15 protein-coding genes are annotated in these 16,320 nt (G+C 74.8%); 8 read left to right on the forward strand and 7 right to left on the reverse strand.

What is annotated here, in order from left to right; all coding sequences use genetic code 11:
• Window positions 1–116: 116 nt before the first annotated feature.
• Entirely contained in the window at window positions 117–659 is a 543-nt protein-coding gene (locus BMX65_RS26145; RefSeq protein WP_075002814.1) for an ANTAR domain-containing protein, read from the forward strand.
• A 445-nt stretch (window positions 660–1,104) separates the two neighbouring features.
• Here the strand turns inward: BMX65_RS26145 and BMX65_RS26150 are convergent, their stop codons facing one another.
• On the reverse strand, window positions 1,105–1,473 hold the full coding sequence (locus BMX65_RS26150) for a hypothetical protein (protein ID WP_075002815.1): 369 nt from the start codon (window positions 1,471–1,473) through the stop codon (window positions 1,105–1,107).
• A gap of 499 nt (window positions 1,474–1,972) precedes the next feature.
• Between BMX65_RS26150 and BMX65_RS26155 the strand changes: the two genes are divergently transcribed.
• Window positions 1,973–2,926: a SigB/SigF/SigG family RNA polymerase sigma factor gene (locus BMX65_RS26155; protein WP_075002816.1), complete on the forward strand. Its 954-nt coding sequence runs from the start codon at window positions 1,973–1,975 to the stop codon at window positions 2,924–2,926.
• A gap of 191 nt (window positions 2,927–3,117) precedes the next feature.
• Here the strand turns inward: BMX65_RS26155 and BMX65_RS26160 are convergent, their stop codons facing one another.
• Window positions 3,118–3,768 carry a phosphoribosyltransferase gene (locus tag BMX65_RS26160; RefSeq protein WP_075002817.1) on the reverse strand — a complete coding sequence of 217 codons (651 nt, stop codon included), beginning with the start codon at window positions 3,766–3,768 and terminating at the stop codon, window positions 3,118–3,120.
• 84 nt (window positions 3,769–3,852) lie between these two features.
• Window positions 3,853–4,506, reverse strand: coding sequence for a dienelactone hydrolase family protein (locus BMX65_RS26165; protein ID WP_075002818.1), 654 nt, complete (start codon window positions 4,504–4,506; stop codon window positions 3,853–3,855).
• 484 nt (window positions 4,507–4,990) lie between these two features.
• On the opposite strand from BMX65_RS26165, the gene BMX65_RS26170 reads away from it, so the two are divergent.
• The 3 genes from BMX65_RS26170 (at window position 4,991) to BMX65_RS26180 (ending at window position 9,435) form a co-directional block, all read left to right on the forward strand.
• The gene (locus BMX65_RS26170; protein WP_075002819.1) at window positions 4,991–6,544 is read left to right on the forward strand and encodes a CitMHS family transporter; all 1,554 of its coding nucleotides are present in this window, start codon (window positions 4,991–4,993) and stop codon (window positions 6,542–6,544) included.
• A 282-nt stretch (window positions 6,545–6,826) separates the two neighbouring features.
• Complete coding sequence (locus BMX65_RS26175) at window positions 6,827–8,749, forward strand: sensor histidine kinase (protein WP_079172095.1); 1,923 nt, start codon at window positions 6,827–6,829, stop codon at window positions 8,747–8,749.
• Window positions 8,746–9,435 (forward strand): response regulator, encoded by a 690-nt coding sequence (locus tag BMX65_RS26180; RefSeq protein WP_075002820.1) that lies wholly within the window; start codon window positions 8,746–8,748, stop codon window positions 9,433–9,435. Before BMX65_RS26175 ends, BMX65_RS26180 begins: the two co-directional genes overlap by 4 nt.
• A 152-nt stretch (window positions 9,436–9,587) precedes the next feature.
• On the opposite strand, the gene BMX65_RS26185 is transcribed toward BMX65_RS26180, so the two are convergent.
• The 3 genes from BMX65_RS26185 to BMX65_RS26195 form a co-directional block, all read right to left on the reverse strand.
• Window positions 9,588–9,800: a hypothetical protein gene (locus BMX65_RS26185; RefSeq protein WP_079172096.1), complete on the reverse strand. Its 213-nt coding sequence runs from the start codon at window positions 9,798–9,800 to the stop codon at window positions 9,588–9,590.
• 2 nt (window positions 9,801–9,802) lie between these two features.
• On the reverse strand, window positions 9,803–10,225 hold the full coding sequence (locus BMX65_RS26190) for an SseB family protein (RefSeq protein ID WP_075002822.1): 423 nt from the start codon (window positions 10,223–10,225) through the stop codon (window positions 9,803–9,805).
• A 691-nt stretch (window positions 10,226–10,916) separates the two neighbouring features.
• Window positions 10,917–12,287: an ANTAR domain-containing protein gene (locus BMX65_RS26195; RefSeq protein WP_075002823.1), complete on the reverse strand. Its 1,371-nt coding sequence runs from the start codon at window positions 12,285–12,287 to the stop codon at window positions 10,917–10,919.
• A gap of 148 nt (window positions 12,288–12,435) precedes the next feature.
• On the opposite strand from BMX65_RS26195, the gene BMX65_RS26200 reads away from it, so the two are divergent.
• The 3 genes from BMX65_RS26200 to BMX65_RS26210 all read left to right on the forward strand — a co-directional run bounded on the left by BMX65_RS26200 (window position 12,436) and on the right by BMX65_RS26210 (window position 15,880).
• Window positions 12,436–13,407, forward strand: a complete 972-nt coding sequence (locus BMX65_RS26200; RefSeq protein ID WP_075002824.1) for a LysR family transcriptional regulator — start codon at window positions 12,436–12,438, stop codon at window positions 13,405–13,407.
• 252 nt (window positions 13,408–13,659) lie between these two features.
• Window positions 13,660–15,057 carry a carbohydrate-binding protein gene (locus BMX65_RS26205; protein ID WP_075002825.1) on the forward strand — a complete coding sequence of 466 codons (1,398 nt, stop codon included), beginning with the start codon at window positions 13,660–13,662 and terminating at the stop codon, window positions 15,055–15,057.
• A gap of 229 nt (window positions 15,058–15,286) precedes the next feature.
• Complete coding sequence (locus BMX65_RS26210) at window positions 15,287–15,880, forward strand: MarR family winged helix-turn-helix transcriptional regulator (protein ID WP_398761438.1); 594 nt, start codon at window positions 15,287–15,289, stop codon at window positions 15,878–15,880.
• Between the two features lie 203 nt (window positions 15,881–16,083).
• Here the strand turns inward: BMX65_RS26210 and BMX65_RS26215 are convergent, their stop codons facing one another.
• A complete protein-coding gene (locus BMX65_RS26215; protein WP_075002826.1) occupies window positions 16,084–16,296 on the reverse strand; it encodes a DUF2277 domain-containing protein in 213 nt (70 codons plus the stop codon).
• Window positions 16,297–16,320 lie beyond the last annotated feature (24 nt).

Here is a 16,320-nt window from a genome sequence, read left to right on the forward strand (position 1 = left end):
TGGCGCAGGGTTGCTGGTGTCGGGCCGGTGGGTTCACGCTCGGAGGAGTCCGGAACGCGGGGTCGGTCGTGACAGCGGTTCCGTGTTCAAGGACCGTCCGACGCTGGGAGAGCTTGATGAGTGCCGCAACCGGGTCTGCGCGTACGTCTGCGCTCGCGGGATGCCCGCGGCCCAGAACCGTACCGCCGGGCGAGGCGACGGCCCCGGCCGCGCCCCCGGCGCACAGGGCCGAGTGCGAGCCCGCCGCCGCGGACGGTGATGCGGAACCGGACCGCTCGGCGGACTCCGGTGACGCGCCGCTGTCCGCGCGGGAGCGCGAGGAGCTGACCGCGCGGATCGACGCACTCGAAACGGAGGTCGGGCAACTCCGGGAGGCGCTGGCCAGCCGTCCCGTCATCGACCAGGCCAGGGGCATGGTGATGGCGCTGGCGCCCTGCGACGCGGAGGCGGCCTGGCAGGTCCTGGTGCGGGTCTCCCAGCACTCCAACGTCAAGCTGCGGAGCGTGGCCGCCGCACTGGTGTCCGGCGCCGAGGGCGCCGCCGTCCCCAAGCCGGTGCGCAAGCATCTGGCCACCGCCCTCCGCGAAGTGCGGACGGCGCCCGGCCGACGCGGCAGAAGCGGCCCCTCGGACCGCCGCGAGTTGCGCGCACAGCGCTGACTCCGTCATGTGACCCGCGCGGACACCGCCCGGTGACCCGCAGACGGTGCGGACACCGTCCGGCCGACCGGTAGACGACCGCCGACCGGTAGACGACCGCCGACCGGCAGACGACCGGTGCGGACACCGGCCAGGCGACCGGTGCGACACCCCTGCGAGCCGACCAGTCGGCCGGTCCGGCGCCACGCGCTCGTCGTCCCGGGCTGCGCGGCCGGCGCCGAGGCACGCGCTCGCTGCACCGAGCTGCGCGGCCGACCCCGAGCCGGGCCGCCTGAGCCCCTTCCGGCTGGATCCCGACCCCGCCGCGGCCCCGGACGGGACCCGGTCCCGAGGGACCCGGTCCCGAACGGCGCCCGGCCCCGATGCGCGCAGCCGCGGCTGCGGGGCCGGTCAGCGGACCGCGTCCGCGGAATCGCGCCGCTCCGGTCCGCGGTGGGACCTCCGACTACTCGGTCGCGTACTCCTGCGGCCGCTCCGCGGCCGGGCGGCCGGGCTGCTGACCGGCTCGCGGGCCGGAGGGCCCGGTCGGCGCCTTGGGCGCGGGCGGCGCGTAGCGGCGCGGCTGCTCGGGAGCAGCGGCAGGAGCAGGGCCGGCGGCAGGGGCAGGGCCGACGGCAGGACCGGGCGCCGGAGGCTCGGCCGACTCCGGTCTTCCGGTACTGGGGTGGCGGTGGTGCACGGGCGAGAAGTCCACCGCCTGCTCGGCTTCCTGGGTGAGTGCCTCGGCGGCCTGGCGTACATCGCCCGGCACGTCGCCGTGCTCCTCGATCAGGCTGCTGTAGATGGGCGGACCGGTGGCGCTGTCGGTCGTCATGCGGAGAATCTCCTGGTGAGGGTATGGACAAACAACCGGCCATCTACATGGATGCAGATGGCCGGACGCCGACCTTACGCCCCCCGTCCGGGCGCACCTCCACGCGGGCCCGCCGCCGCTGCGCGCTCCGACCGTCCCGCACAGAACCGCACAAACTCCGTACGGTCCCGTGCAGTCCCGGACAGTCCGAGGAACAGCCCCAGGAACACTCGGCCGCTCCGCGCCGTGCTGCCGCCGGGTCCTGGGGGTACGTGCGGGCCGCCGGTGAAGCGGCCGACCGGGGCACAGGGCCGGGCGTGCGTCCCCCGGCAGGGTCGGGGGCGTCCACCTGACAGGTGCGGGTGTTTACCGGAGCCGGAGTCGGATACACGAGACTCCACGTGCTTGGGAGTACAGGCACATCGCGGGAGGAGACCCCCAGGGTCCCCCGGGTGTGTCACCCGGGCCGCTTCTCCCGCGGTTGTCCATGTGTCAGCGACACCCGGAGGAGCCCGATCCCATGTGCCCCGTGAGGTACCGGCCCCAGCGCACCCGCCACAGCCACGACGACGCACCCGACACCGCGGAGGACTTCGCGCGGCTGGCGGCGCTGCCGGAAGGCCCGGAGCGGGAAGAGCTGAGCGGCCGACTGGTGGAGGCGTGGCTGCCGATGGCGCATCGGCTGGCCGCCAAGTACCGCAACCGCGGTGAGTCGCTGGAGGACCTGGAGCAGGTCGCCGCGCTCGGTCTGGTCAAGGCGGTGGACCGCTACGACCCCGCGCAGGGAACGCCGTTCGTGCCGTTCGCGGTGCCGACCGTGACCGGTGAGATCCGGCGGCACTTCCGTGACCACACCTGGGACGTGCATGTTCCCAGGCGAGTGCAGGAGCTGCGGAACAAGGTGCGGAACGCCGTGCGGGAGCTGACCGCGGGCCTGGAGGAAGGCCCGCCGTCGGTGGCGCGGATCGCCGAGCACACGGGCATGTCCGAGGAGGACGTGGCCGCGGGGCTGGAGGCGCTGGACAGCTTCCGCTCGCTGTCGTTGGACGCGTCGGTCGCGGGGAGTGCCGACGACGGCTTCTCGCTCGCCGACACGCTCGGGGTCTCGGAACCCGAGTACGACACGGTGGTGGCGCGGGAGGCGGTCAAGCCGTGCCTGCGTGAACTGCCCGAGCGCCAGCGGCAGGTGCTGTACCTGCGCTACTTCCGCGACATGACCCAGTCGCGCATCGGCGAGGAACTGGGCATCTCCCAGATGCACGTCTCCCGGCTGCTGTCCAAGAGCTGCGAACGGGTCCGCCGCCAGGTCGAGCACGAGCGCCGGGCCGCACGCCGCCCCGCGGAGACGAGCTCCGGCCGCACCGGCAGGACCGGGCGTACCGGTACCGGGCGCGGCACCCCCCGCGCGACCGGCGCCGGGCAGACCGCGCGCCGCACCCCGGCGGTCGCCTCCGACGTCGCGGCAGCGGCCTGACGGCAACCTCGAACGCCTCCGGCGCCGCATTCTCGGCGCCGGAGCAGTCGCCCCGGACCTCACCGCCGGGGTGCCCGGATGATTCCGGGCACCCCGGCGCGGGCTCGCCCGCAGTGCGCCGCTGCGCGCCGTCGTCGGCTGTCGCCGATGCGGCAGCGGCGGCAGCGGCCGACCGCGTGGCCCCGGGTGCCTCAGCCGGCCGTCGTCGCGTGCAGGGCCTCGGTGACCTCCGCGTCGGTGATCTGCGGGAAGTTCTGGTACCAGAGGCCCACGGCCTCGAAGACGGCCGGCTGGTTCGGGCAGAGCACGGTGTCCGCCTCGCGGCTGAGGTCCCTGACGGCCTGCGGTGAGCCGACCGGGACCGCCAGGACGAGCCGCGCGGGCCGCTGCCGCCTCAGATGCCGCAGCGCGGCCCGGGCCGTGACGCCCGTGGCCAGCCCGTCGTCGACGACGAGGACGGTACGGCCCTCGATCCGCGGCTCGGGGCGGTCGCCCCGGTAGAGGTCCTGGCGGCGGTGCATCTCGGTGCGCTCGTGCGCGACCGTCGAGGACAGCCGGTCGGCGGTGAGCCCCAGCATCTCCAGGGCCGTCGTGTCGTAGACCGGCGGATCCTCCCCGGCGATGGCTCCGACGCCGTACTCCGGCCGCCCCGGCAGCCCGATCTTGCGGGCGACGAGCACGTCCAGCGGCGCGTGCAGCGCGCGTGCCACCTCGGCGGCGACGGGTACGCCGCCCCGCGGCAGCGCCAGCACCAGTGGATCCCGCAACTCCTCCGTACGCTGCAATCGGCTGACTTCCGCGGCGAGTTCGCGGCCCGCCTGGACGCGGTCTGCGAAACGCATCTCGGCTCCCTTCTCGCTACGCCCGGCCGATGCCGGGCTGGCCCGGTCCCGGTCGTCCCGGTCCGGGCCGTCCCGTCCCGGGCCTCACTCGCCGTCCGTGGTGGGCGGGAGCGCGAACCAACCGGCCGCCACCCGCGCGACCTCCTCCAAGGTGCCGGGCTCCTCGAACAGGTGGGTGGCGCCCGGGACGATGTGGATCCGGTGCGGGGCGCGCAGCCGCTCGGCGGCGGCCTCGTTCAGCCGCAGCACCTGGTGGTCGTCACCACCGACGATCAGCAGTACCGGGGCCAGCACCTGCGGCAGGGTGTCGCCCGCCAGATCGGGCCGGCCTCCGCGGGAGACCACCGCGTACACGGTGCCCGGCCGCTCGGCCGCGGCCGTCAGTGCCGCCGCCGCCCCGGTGCTCGCCCCGAACAGGCCCACCGGCAGCCCCGCCGTCCGGCCGTGGCGCGTCAGCTCGTCGACGGCTGCCACCAGTCGGCGGCCCAGCAGCGGGATGTCGAACCGGTGCTCCGCCGTCGCGGCGTCGATCCGCTCCTCGTCCTCGGTCAGCAGATCCAGCAGCAGGGTGGCCAGCCCCTCCTCGCGCAGCGCGGCAGCGACCGCGCGGTTGCGGGGACTGAAGCGCGAGCTGCCGCTGCCGTGCGCGAACAGTACGGCGCCCGTCACCCGGTCCGGCACCTGGAGATCACCGGTGAGCACCGTTCCGCCGCCGGTCCTGATGCGGACGGTTTCCATGGTTTCCGTAGGCACGCCCTCTCACTCCCCTCACACCGCGTGCCCTCCCCGGGTGCCCAGCGCCGCCGCGTCCAACCAGGTCGGCGACGCACCGACCCGATGGCACCGGCCCGTGCCCGCCGGGGTCTGCGGTGCCCGCCGGGGCCGTCGCACCCATCTGGGATGCGCCGCATCCGCCGGGCCGCCGGGGCCGGTGCCGCAGGTCCGGCCGCGGCCGCCCGTCGACCGGGACAGCCCGAGTCACCCGACCGGGATCTCCCAGTCACCCCGCTTGAGCTGGGGTTTCGCGCATATTGCTCGCGGATGACGCCCTTGTGACGGCGCGTCGGCGCTGCTTACCGTCGGGCGACCGCAGGGCGCCGCGGCCCGTCGCAGGGCCGCCACCGGGCGCTCCGTCACCGGGCACCGGGCTCCCGCCGCGACACGGCAGGGGCGCGGGCGGCTTCCCCCGCCGCGTCGCGGCGGGCGAGAGATTGGTTCTTCCATGCTGACGATCCTCGGATTTGTCATGATCGCCACCTTCCTGGTGCTGATCATGGCCAAGAAGATGTCCCCCATCGCCGCGCTCGTGCTCATCCCCGCGCTCTTCTGTGTGCTGGTCGGACAGGGCGCGCACCTGGGCGAGTACGTCCTCGACGGCGTCGGCGACCTCGCCCCCACGGCCGCGATGCTGATGTTCGCCATCATCTACTTCGGCGTCATGATCGACGTCGGCCTCTTCGACCCGATCGTCCGCGGCATCCTGCGGTTCTGCAGAGCCGACCCGCTGCGGATCGTGATGGGTACGGCGCTGCTCGCCGCGATCGTCTCGCTGGACGGGGACGGCTCGACCACCTTCATGATCACGGTCTCCGCGCTGCTGCCGCTCTACCGGCGGCTGGGGATGAGCGTCGTCGTGCTGACCGGCGTCGCCGCCACCGCCAACGGCGTCATGAACACCCTCCCCTGGGGCGGGCCCACCGCGCGGGCCGCGACCGCGCTGCACGTGGACGCGGGCGACATCTTCGTCCCGATGATCCCCGCGCTCGCCGTCGGCCTGCTGTGCGTCCTGGTCCTCTCCTACGCCCTCGGCCTGCGGGAGCGCCGCCGCCTCGGCCTGCTGTCCGCCGCCGGTGTGTCCGGCGCGGGTGCGTCCGGCGCCGGTGCGGACGAGCGGGACGAGCGCGGCCACGCCGCCGACGCCGGGTCCGACGCCGGGGCCGGGTCCGCCGCCGGGGCGGAGACCGTACTGGTGGGCGCGGGAGCGGAGGCCCGGGCAGGCGCCGGACGGGTTTCGCTGAGCAAGGCCCGGACCGGCGGTGGGGACGGCGGCGTGCCCTCCGGTGCGGGGAGCGGCAGCGCCGCGCATCCCGGCACCGAGGGCGATGCGGCGCCCTCCGGCCCGGCGGCCGGCGGGGCCGCGGTGCTCGACCCGAACCGGTCCACTCTCCGCCCGGGGCTGTACTGGTTCAACGCGGCCCTCACCGTCGCCCTCCTGGCCCTGCTGATCACCCAGCTCCTCCCCATCCCCGTACTGTTCCTGCTGGGTGCCGCGGTCGCGCTGACGGTCAACTTCCGGGACATGGCCGACCAGAAGGCCCGCATCGCGGCGCACTCCGAGAACGTGCTCAACGTGGCGGGCATGGTCTTCGCCGCGGCCGTCTTCACCGGCGTACTGACCGGTACCGGCATGGTGGACGAGATGGCGCGCACCGTGGTCGGCGCGATCCCCGACGCGCTGGGGCCGCACATGGCGGTGGTCACCGCGATCCTGAGCATCCCGTTCACCTACCTGATGTCGAACGACGGCTTCTACTTCGGCATCGTCCCGATCCTCTCCGAAGCCGGGGCCGCGCACGGGGTCAGCTCGCTGGAGATCGCCCGCGCCTCGCTCGTCGGCCAGCCGCTGCACATGTCGAGCCCGCTGGTCCCGGCGGTCTACGTCTTGGTCGGGATGGCGAAGGTCGAGTTCGGGGAGCACACCCGGTTCACGATCAAGTGGGCGGTGCTGACCTCCCTGACGGTGCTGGGCGCGGGGCTGCTCTTCGGGATCATGTGACCGGGCTCCTCTGGACACCCGGCCGCGGTCGTCCTCTACGCTTCCTGGCAAGAAGCGCCCGGAAGAGTTGATTCCGGACAGGCGGGCCGCGCCGGGCGGACGGTCCGGGCCCTGCGGAACCGGCTCCGCGCACTGCGGAACCGGGGTCCGGGACCGGACGAGTACAGCGGGACCCGAGGGACGGGCCAGGCCGGGGAACCCGGTGGGTCCGGACGACCGGATCGGGCAGCCGGACCGGACGAACGGCCGACGGGACAGACCGGACGAGAGGAGGCGGGGCGGATGCGCGTCGGATCGCCACGCCGTGTCTCCTCACATGTGCTGACGGCCCAGCTCGCTCTCGTCGTCGGCGTGACCGCGCTGGTCAGCGGAGTGTTCCTGGCCCCGCTGAGCGATCAGCTCGATCGGCAGGCCACCCGCCGCGCCCTCGCGATCGCCCAGACCACCGCGGCCCGGCCGGGGCTGGCCGACGAGCTGACCGCCGCCGCGCACGCCGCCGAGCGCCCCAGCCCGCGCGGCCCCCTGCAGACGGAGGCGGAACGCATCCGGCGCGCCACCGGCGCCGAGTATGTGGTGATCATGGACGAGCGAGGTATCCGCTGGTCCCACCCCTCGCCCTCGGCCCTCGGCCGGCACGTCTCCACCGACCCGGGACCGGTGCTGTCAGGGCGGGACGTCGCCCAGATCGACGACGGAACCCTGGGCCGTACCGCACGCGGCAAGGCCCCGCTGCGGAACGCCGACGGCCGGATCATCGGCGCGGTCTCCGTCGGCATCGACTACGCGAACGTCCGCGAGAGCCTGCTGGCGCTCGTCCCCAAGCTGCTGACGTACGCAGGCGGCGCGCTGGCCGTGGGAGCGTTGGCCGCCTGCCTTCTCGCCCGGCGACTGCGGCGCCGCACCCACGCCCTCGCCTTCTCCGACATCTCGGCGCTGCTCGCCGAGCGCGAGGCGATGCTGCACGGCCTCGCCGAAGGCGTGGTGGCGCTGGACGCCGACGGCCGGGTACGGCTCGTCAACGACGAGGCCCAGCGGCTCCTCGGCCTCGGCGCCGACGCGCTCGGCCGTCCGGTGACCGAGGCCCTCGGCCCGGGCCGGACAGCCGACGTGCTCTCCGGCCGGGTGGCGGGCCGCGACCTGGTCACCGTGCGCGGCTCCCGCGTCCTGGTCGCCAACCGGATGCCCACCGCGGACGGCGGCGCCGTCGCCACCCTGCGGGACCGCACCGAACTCGAACGCCTCGGTCGCGAACTCGAAGGCACCCGCGGTCTGCTCGACGCCCTCCGCGCCCAGGACCACGAACACGCCAACCGGCTGCACACCCTGCTCGGCCTGCTGGAACTGGGCCTGCACGAGGACGCCGCGCGGTACGTCACCGAGGCGCTGGGGGTGCATCGCGCCACGGCCGAAGAGGTCACCGAGCGCGTGCACGACCCCCTGGTGTCGGCCCTGCTGGTCGGCAAGGCGGCGGTGGCCGCCGAACGCGGCGTCGCACTGCGCCTCCACCCCGACTCCTTCCTCCCCGACCGGCTGGCCGATCCGAGCGGCCTCGTCACGGTCGTCGGCAACCTGGTGGACAACGCGCTGGACGCGGCGGCGGGCAGCGCGGAACCGGCGGTCGAGGTGGAGCTGCGCGTCGAGGGCGACCGCACCGTGGTGCTCGCGGTACGCGACACCGGGCCGGGCGTCCCCGCCGCGCACCGGGAGTCGGTGTTCGAGGAGGGCTGGTCCACGAAGGCCGCAGCGGATGCCGGCGCGGACAGCGGCGAGGAGGGCGGCAGCACGGCGCACCGAGGTCTCGGCCTGGCCCTGATCCGCCGGTTCGCGCAACGCGCGGGCGGCACGGTACGGGTCGGTACCGCCACCGGGAACGACACATGGACCGGGGGCGGTGCCGAGTTCCGCGTCGTCCTGCCGGAGGCGCTGACGGACACCGCCCACGCGGCGCCGGACCGCGTCCGCGGGGGTGACTCCGCGGCCGATCCCGCATGCGCCTCCGCGGCCGCCTCCGCGGTCGACCTGGCGGCCGCCTCCGCGGCCGCCTCCGCGGCCGCCTCCGCGGCCGATCCGGCGGCCGATCCGGCGGAAGGGGACCGGCTTCCGCCGGAGGGCGACCGGCCGGAGGCCGCCACGGCTGAGGCCGCCACGGCGGAGGGCGCTCCCTCCCGCACCCGGTCGGAAGCCGACGCGGGATCGCGGACATGATCGACGTGCTGGTCGTCGACGACGATCCGGACGTGGCCCGGATCAACGCCGCCTACGTGGCCAAGATCTCGGGCTTCCGCGTCGCCGGAACCGCGCACAGTGCCGCCGCCGCGCTGCTCTTCCTGCGGCAGCACCCGGTGGACCTGGTGCTGCTCGACCACTACCTGCCGGACGAGTCCGGCCTCACCCTCCTCCGCCGCCTGCACGACCTCGGCGTGGAGACGGAGGTCATCATGGTGACCGCCGCCCGCGACACCGCGACCGTGCGCGCGGCCCAGCGCCACGGCGCGCTGCAGTACGTGGTGAAACCGTTCACCTTCGCTCATCTGCGCGGCAAGCTCGACAGCTACGCCGCGCTCCGCCGCGAGTTGGCGACGGCCCCGCGGTCCGGCGCCACCCAGGAGACGGTGGACCGCGTCTTCGGTGCCCCCACCCCGCCCGGCTCCGCGGAAACCCTGCCCAAGGGCCACTCGGTCCTGACGGCCGACCTGGTGCGGGAGGTGCTGCACAGCGCCCCGGACGCCCTCTCGGCCCAGGAGGTCGCCGACCGCGCCGGCCTCAGCCGCCAGACCGCGCAGCGCTACCTGAAACTCCTGGAAGGCGCCGGGTTGGTCCGCCACCGCCTCAAACACGGCGAGACCGGCCGCCCGGTGCACCTCTACCACTGGCGCGGCCCGGCAGGGTGAGTGCGGGGGCGGCCGGGACCGCCGGGGTACGCGACCTCCCCGCGAGGTCCCGCGCCGGGGACTCCACGTCGTCCGACGGCAGGGGAAGCACCGCCGGGCTCAGCGAGGCGCCCGACGCGACGGCGGTCGGGCCAGGGCTCCGCGAACCCCGGTCAGTGTCGGGCGGGGTCGTCGATGTCCATCGTGACCGCGACTCCGGCCGTCGAGGTGAACGTCGCCTCGCACCCGACCACGTCCTTGATCTTCCGAGCCGCGATGACCGACTCCTCCAGCGGCTTGAGGATCTTGCGGACACCCGCGATCTCGATCGCGTACCCGTCACCGGGTTTGGGGCCGTCGTACGCGCCCTTCCTGTCCCCCGACATGCTCACCCCCTCCGGGCGGCGTCGCCGTCTGCGGGTTCCGCGACATCCGCGGGGCCCTCGTTCGCAGCGTCCGCGGCCCCTTCGCCGGCGTCGGGCCCGGCCGTCTCCGGCGGCGGCAGCCGGTCCGCGTCCAGCAGGAAGGGGCGTTCGCCCAGCGGGTCCACCAGTGCCCGAACGCCGTCGGGCAGCAGGTCCACCAAATCCTCCGCTGTGGTGGAAGCCCAGTCGCACACTCCGGCGAACAGGGCCAGTTGCTCCCAGGAGGTGAAGACCGGCACCACCGGGCCGTCCACGGTCTCGGCCACCAGGAACCCGGGATTCTCAGGACGCTGGAAGTACAGACGTGCGGAGCGCAGTCGGTCCAGCCGCTCGGACGTGGACATCCGCGTCACGGCGGCGTCGTGGACGAGATCGCGCAACGACATGGGTCCCCCTCCCCTCCTCCCCTTGCCCCCGCCGCACATCCGGCCGGATCGTACTGGGCGATATTCGCACATCCCTAGGACACCAGTGCAGTTCAGAAGGCTCCGGCCTTCCGCTGTGACGGTGCCCTCGCGGACGTCGCGGGGCGCCTTGTTGCTGGGGGCACGCCCCCTCGCGTTTCCGGCTGCCGCCGGTGTGGGGTTGCCGTGTTGTGGGGGCACGCCCCCGTTGTTCTCGGCTGCCGCCGACAGGCCGTGTCGGGGGGCTCCGCCCCCCGACGCCCCCCGCTAGGTGGCTTCGCCCCCTAGAACCCCCGGCCGCCAAGGGTCACCGCTGCGAACGCGTGTCAGCGGCGCGGAGGCAGGGTCCCCGATCCGGCCGGTGACAACCCTGCGGGTTGTTCTTCTAGGAGGACGAAAGGCGGGCTGTCCTTCTTTCCGGCGACCCGCAGGGTTGTCACCGGCCGCACCCGGGGCGCAGGCCCCTCGCCGGGTGCCCGGAGCCGGAGAGCGCCGCAGATGCGGCTGGGGGTCCTAGGGGGCGAAGCCCACTAGCGGGGGGCCGTTGGGGGGCGGAGCCCCCCGACACGACCCGTCGGCGGCAGCCGGAAACGCCAGGGGGCGTGCCCCCGACACGGCAACCGGGGCCGCTGCCGGGGCGTGGCCCGCGAGGGCGGCGGGACCCCCGGAGGGGTCAGCGCCAGGTGCTGCCCGCGAAGTGGAGGTCTTCCAGCGCGTCGAGGACGACGGTGTGCCGGTACCACTCCAGCCATTGCGCGGCCTGCGCTGCCATCTCGTCCAGGGCTCGGGCCTCCGCGGCCGAGAGCGCCCGCACCGGGCGTTCGTGGTGGGTGGAGACCACTCCCTCGGGCAGGTCGGAGGGCTGCTTCACCAGGGGTGTGCTGTGGCAGCCGCGGCTGCCTGCGGCCAGGATCGCCTCCCGGGCGGGCTCCTCGAACAGGGGGTCGGTGGCCACGTCGGTGACGGTGACGCGGGTGACCTGCTGCGAAGCCTGCGCGCAGGCGGTGCCGTCCTTGCCTACGCGGTCGAAGAACTCCACGAAGTCCTCGTCCAGACCGCGGTGCTTCTCGATCCGCAGGTCCCCGGTGACCGGGTCGACGAGTTGTACGTTGCCCATGTCCGCGCCGACGACCTCCATGCTGCGGCGCAGCACCGCGGAGAGCACCTCCGCGGTGTTCGCGGAAGCGGTCCGCAGCCCCGGGGCGAAGGCCAGCCGTGGCGGGGTGCGCCGCTCCCGGGCCGGGAACCACACGCTGTCGTAGGAGCGGGGGCCCGGGGTGGTGACGAGCGCGGTCGCGAGGGTGCGGAGCCGTACGTTGAACCGTTGTGAGCTGGCTTCCAGCAGGGAGAACGCCGCCCGGTCGTCCGGTAGTCGGTAGCGCTCCTCCAGGATGCCCTGGGCGCGGGAGACGAGCGGGTGGGTCCGGGCCTTGGCCCGCAGGTGGCGTATCTCCTTGCGCAGCCGGAGAAGTTCGCCGGGAGGAGTGGGGGGCTCCGCCGGCTGTGTGGCGGGCGTGGACGGTGCGGCGGGCGTGGGTGACGCGGCGGACGGCTGCGCGGCGGTCGGCTGCGCAGGGGACGTGGCGCAGCCCGCGGCCGCCTCCGCGACGGAGCGGACCACAATAGGGCGGCCTGCCGAGAAGGAGCCGCCCTCCGCGGCGGAACGGCTCTCCGCGGAGAAGCCCCCCTCCGCGGAGAAGCCCCCCTCCGCGGCGTGACCCCCCTCCGCGGAGGAGATCCCCTCCGCGGAGAGTGCGCGGCGGAGCCGCTCGTTCGGGGCGGCCAGCAGGAGTGCGCGGCGGTCGGCCGCGAGCGTCCGCGCGCAGGCGGCCAGCGCGCGGACGCCCTCCGGGGACACGTGCGGGACCAGGGCGAGGTCGATCACCACGGCGGTGCAGCCGGGCGCGGGGCGCGCGGCCTCGTGGAGGGCCGGGTGGTCGGCGTCGGTCACACCGCCTTCCGCGCGGACCGCCCACAGGCCGTCTCCGTGCGGCAGTCGCACGACTTCTGCCCGTGCGGTGCCGGGGCCGCCCGTCGCGCCCATAGGGTGTCCTTCTTTCTCCCCCGGAACATTTGCAGTGCGACAACGGTACTCACCTCTCGGGGAGCGCGGCAGTGCGGTCCCCCGTCGGGCCGTAAAGGCCCGGTGCCGCCCTCTTGTCGGCGGTCGGCGGGCGCCGCACCGTATGGGAATGGACCTGGAACTCCGACACCTCAAGGTCGTCTCCGCCATCGCCGAGGCGGGGAGCCTGACGCGGGCCGCGACCGGGTTGGGGCTGGCGCAGCCGGCGCTGAGCGCGCAGCTCAAGCGGATGGAGCGGGCCCTGGGCGGTGAACTGTTCGTCCGGAGCCCGCACGGGGTGCGGCCCACCGAGCTGGGGGAATTGGTGCTGGAGCGGGCCCGGGTGCTGGTGCCCGCGGTCGCGGAGCTCCAGGAGGAGGCGCGCAGCTTCAGCCGGAAGCGGGCGGCCGCGCAGGAGCGGCAGACCCGCTACCGGCTGGGCGGTACGCACGGGCCGCTGCTGGGCGGCCTGGTGGACCGGTTGGCCTCGGCCTTCCCGGGGGCCTCGGTGGCGACCTGCACCTCGTGGTCGACCCGGGAACTGGTGGGGCTGCTGGCCGAGGGCCGGATCGACTACGCGCTGACGGGGGTGTGCGGGCTCAGCCCTCCACCGTCCGCGGGGAGGGGGGCGGCGGTGGTGTGGCGGGAGGTCGCGGTGGACCCGGTGTTCGTGATGCTGCCCGAGGGGCATCCGCTCGCGACGTGCGAGGAGGTGCCGCTGGGGGAGTTGGCGGGCGCGTGCTGGACCACTGTTCCGGGAGACGGCTGTTTCGGTGAGTGCTTCGCGGCGGCCTGTGCGCGGGTGGGGTTCACCCCGGAGGCGGTGTACGAGACGGAAACCGCCTCCTGTGTGCACCTGGTGCAGGTGGGCCGGGCGGTGGGCTTGTGCCGGGCGACGTTTCCGCCGACTCCCGGGCTGGTGACGCGCCCGCTGCTCGGCTCGCCGCTGATGTGGCGGCATGTCCTGGGCTGGTATCCGGACACGGCGGCCGCCGAAACCGCGGAGAGCGTCCTGGCCCACGCCCGTGCCGTGCACGCCGGCGCCGCCGCGCTCAGCCCCAGCTACGTCCACTGGCGCCGGCTGCGGCAGACGCCGACGTGACACGGAGAGCCCGGGAGGCAGCCGTGCCGTCTCGGTGCGGAGGGCCGCTCCGGGAGGAGGGGCGCCGCCATGACACGGCGGCCCGCACCAGGACGCGGTGCCGCCGCATCGCGGAAGCCCGCACCATGATGCGGGCGCCATAACGCCGTGGCAGGGGGACAGATGAGAGGTCCGGACCAATGGCGGTCCGGTCTACGGTTTCGCCAACCCGCTCCCCGTCCCCGCCGGGAGCGCCCCACAGAGGAGAACTCCATGGCGAGACCCACGAGTTCCGGAAGCCTCCCACTCAGATCCCGCGCCGTGCGCCGGCAGGGTGCCGCCGCTGCCGCCGCCGTACTGGCCGTCGCGGGCCTGGTACTGGCCGGACTGAGCGAGCCGTCCCCCGCCGCTGCCGCCGAGGGGCCCCGCGCGCCCGGCGGCAGCGGCAGGGGTGCGACCCCCGACCCCGACCTGGTCCGGGCGATGAGCCGGGACCTCGGGCTGACCGCGTCCGAGGCCGAGACCCGGCTCGGCAACGAGGCAGCGGCGGCGGCCACGTCCCGCGCGCTGCGCAGCGCCCTCGGCGACAGCTTCGCCGGGGCCCGTGTCAGCGGCCGGACAGCCGGGCGGCTGACGGTCGCGACCACGGATCCGGCGCAGCGGTCGCGCATCCGCGAGGCGGGTGCCACCGCGCGGGTCGTCGCGCGGGACCTCGGCGCACTCGACCGGGTGCAGAAGGCGCTCGACCGCGCGGCAGCCCGTTCGGCGCCGAAGGGCGTCCCCGTCTGGTACATCGACACCGTCCGCAACGACGTGGTCGTGGAGGCCCGCAGCACCTCGGCGGCGCACGCGCTGCTGAAGCGGGCCGGCGTGGACCGGGACGCGGTGACGGTGCGCCGCACCACCGCCGAGCCCCGCCCGCTGGCCGACCTGCGCGGCGGCGACGCCTACTACATGAACGGCAGCGGCCGGTGCTCCATCGGCTTCTCCGTCACCCGCGGCGGCCAGGGCGGATTCGTGACGGCGGGCCACTGCGGCACCCCGGGTACCTCCACTTCCGGTTACAACCAGCAGGCCCAGGGCAGCTTCCAGGGCTCGACGTTCCCCGGCCGCGACTACGCCTGGGTCGCGGCGAACTCCTCCTGGACGCCGCGTCCGCTGGTCAACGGCTACGGCGGCGGTGAGGTGACGGTGGCCGGCTCCACCGAGGCACCGGTGGGGTCGTCGGTGTGCCGCTCCGGCTCGACCACCGGCTGGCACTGCGGCACCATCCAGCAGCGCAACACCAGCGTCACGTACCCGCAGGGCACCGTCTCCGGGGTGACGCGGACCACGGTGTGCGCGGAGCCGGGGGACTCGGGCGGCTCGTTCATCTCCGGCAGCCAGGCCCAGGGCATGACCTCGGGCGGCTCCGGCGACTGCACCTCGGGCGGCACCACGTTCTTCTACCCGGTCAACCCGGCGCTCCAGGCGTACGGCCTCACCCTCGTGACCAGCGGCGGGGGCGGTCCGACCGACCCGCCCGACCAGGGGACCTGGGCCGCCGGCACCGCGTACCGGGTGGGTGACCAGGTCACCTACAACGGAGGGACCTACCGCTGCGTCCAGGCCCACACCGCGCAGCCGGGCTGGAACCCGCAGGATGCGCCGTCCCTGTGGAGCCGGGTCTGAACCGACCCGGAGCCGCGCCTGTTCCGACCGCGAGTCCGTCCGGCTCCTGCTCGCGGTGCCGGCCGGCGGCCCCGCCACCGGCGGGACCCGCAGGGCCGCCGGCCACTCCCCGGGGTCCCGCCGGGCGCCACGCGCGCCCGGCGGGACCCCGCTCCCGTACTGCTCCGACCCCCGGCGGCAGAATTGGGCGGTGTACGGGAGAGACGAGCTCGGGTGAGAGGGGCAGCACGTGCCGGCGGAAGGCGCACCCGGCGAAAGAGCCGACGGGGGAAGAGCCGACGGAGCGGGAGCGGCGGGGGAGAACGGCTGGACGGCGGGGGAGGATGTCGTCGCGCGGGTCCTGGGGCAGTGGCGGCAGGTGCTGCCCGACCTGGACACCGAGCCGATCGGGGTGATCGGCCGGCTCACCCGGTGTGCGGCGCTGCTGCGGCAGTCGTCCGACGCACCGCTGGCCCGGGAGGGCTTCTCGCGGCCCGAGTTCGACATCCTCAGCGCCCTGCGCCGCGAGGACCGGGATCTGACCCCCGGGCGGCTGGCGCGGGAGACCTATGCCTCGGGGACGGCGGTCACCAAGAGGGTCCGCACTCTGGAGGAGCGGGGCCTGGTCGAGCGGCGTCCGGACGCGCGGGACCGCCGGGTGGCGCATCTGTCACTGACCGCGCAGGGGCGCGAGCTGGTGGACCGGATCCTGCCGGAGCAGGTGGCGTACGAGCGGTCGCTGCTCGCCGGCCTCGGCGAGGAGGAGCGCGACGGGCTCGCCCGGACACTGGGCGAACTGCTGCGGCTGCTGGAGAGCCGCGAGGAGGCGGGCACCCGGCGCTGAGAGCGGCGTTCCGGCGGGCACCCGGCGCTGAGCGGCATTGCGGCAGCACCCGGCGCTGAACCGTCGGCGGGCGCAGGCCCGGCGCACCGCGGTCGCGGGGTGAGGCGTACCCGCGGGCACGCGTACCCGCGGGCTCGCGTACCCGCGGTCGCGGGCTCAGGCGCACCTGCGGTCGCGGGGTCACACGTACCCGCGCCCGGGGCTCACCCGGAGCCCTTGACCACCAGGCTCTCCAGGAGGTCCTCGGTCGCTGCGGTGATCCGCTCGACGGCCTGGTCGAAGGCGGCCTGGTTGTGCGCTGCCGGGGCCCGGAATCCGGACACCTTGCGGACGTACTGGAGTGCGGCCGCGTGCACGTCCTGCTCGGTGACGGCCTCGGCGTAGGGCGGACGCAGGGTCCGAATGCTTCTGCACATACTGCCGACGGTACGTCGCGTCTC

Source organism: Streptomyces qinglanensis, from assembly GCF_900111245.1.
GTDB lineage: Bacteria > Actinomycetota > Actinomycetes > Streptomycetales > Streptomycetaceae > Streptomyces > Streptomyces qinglanensis.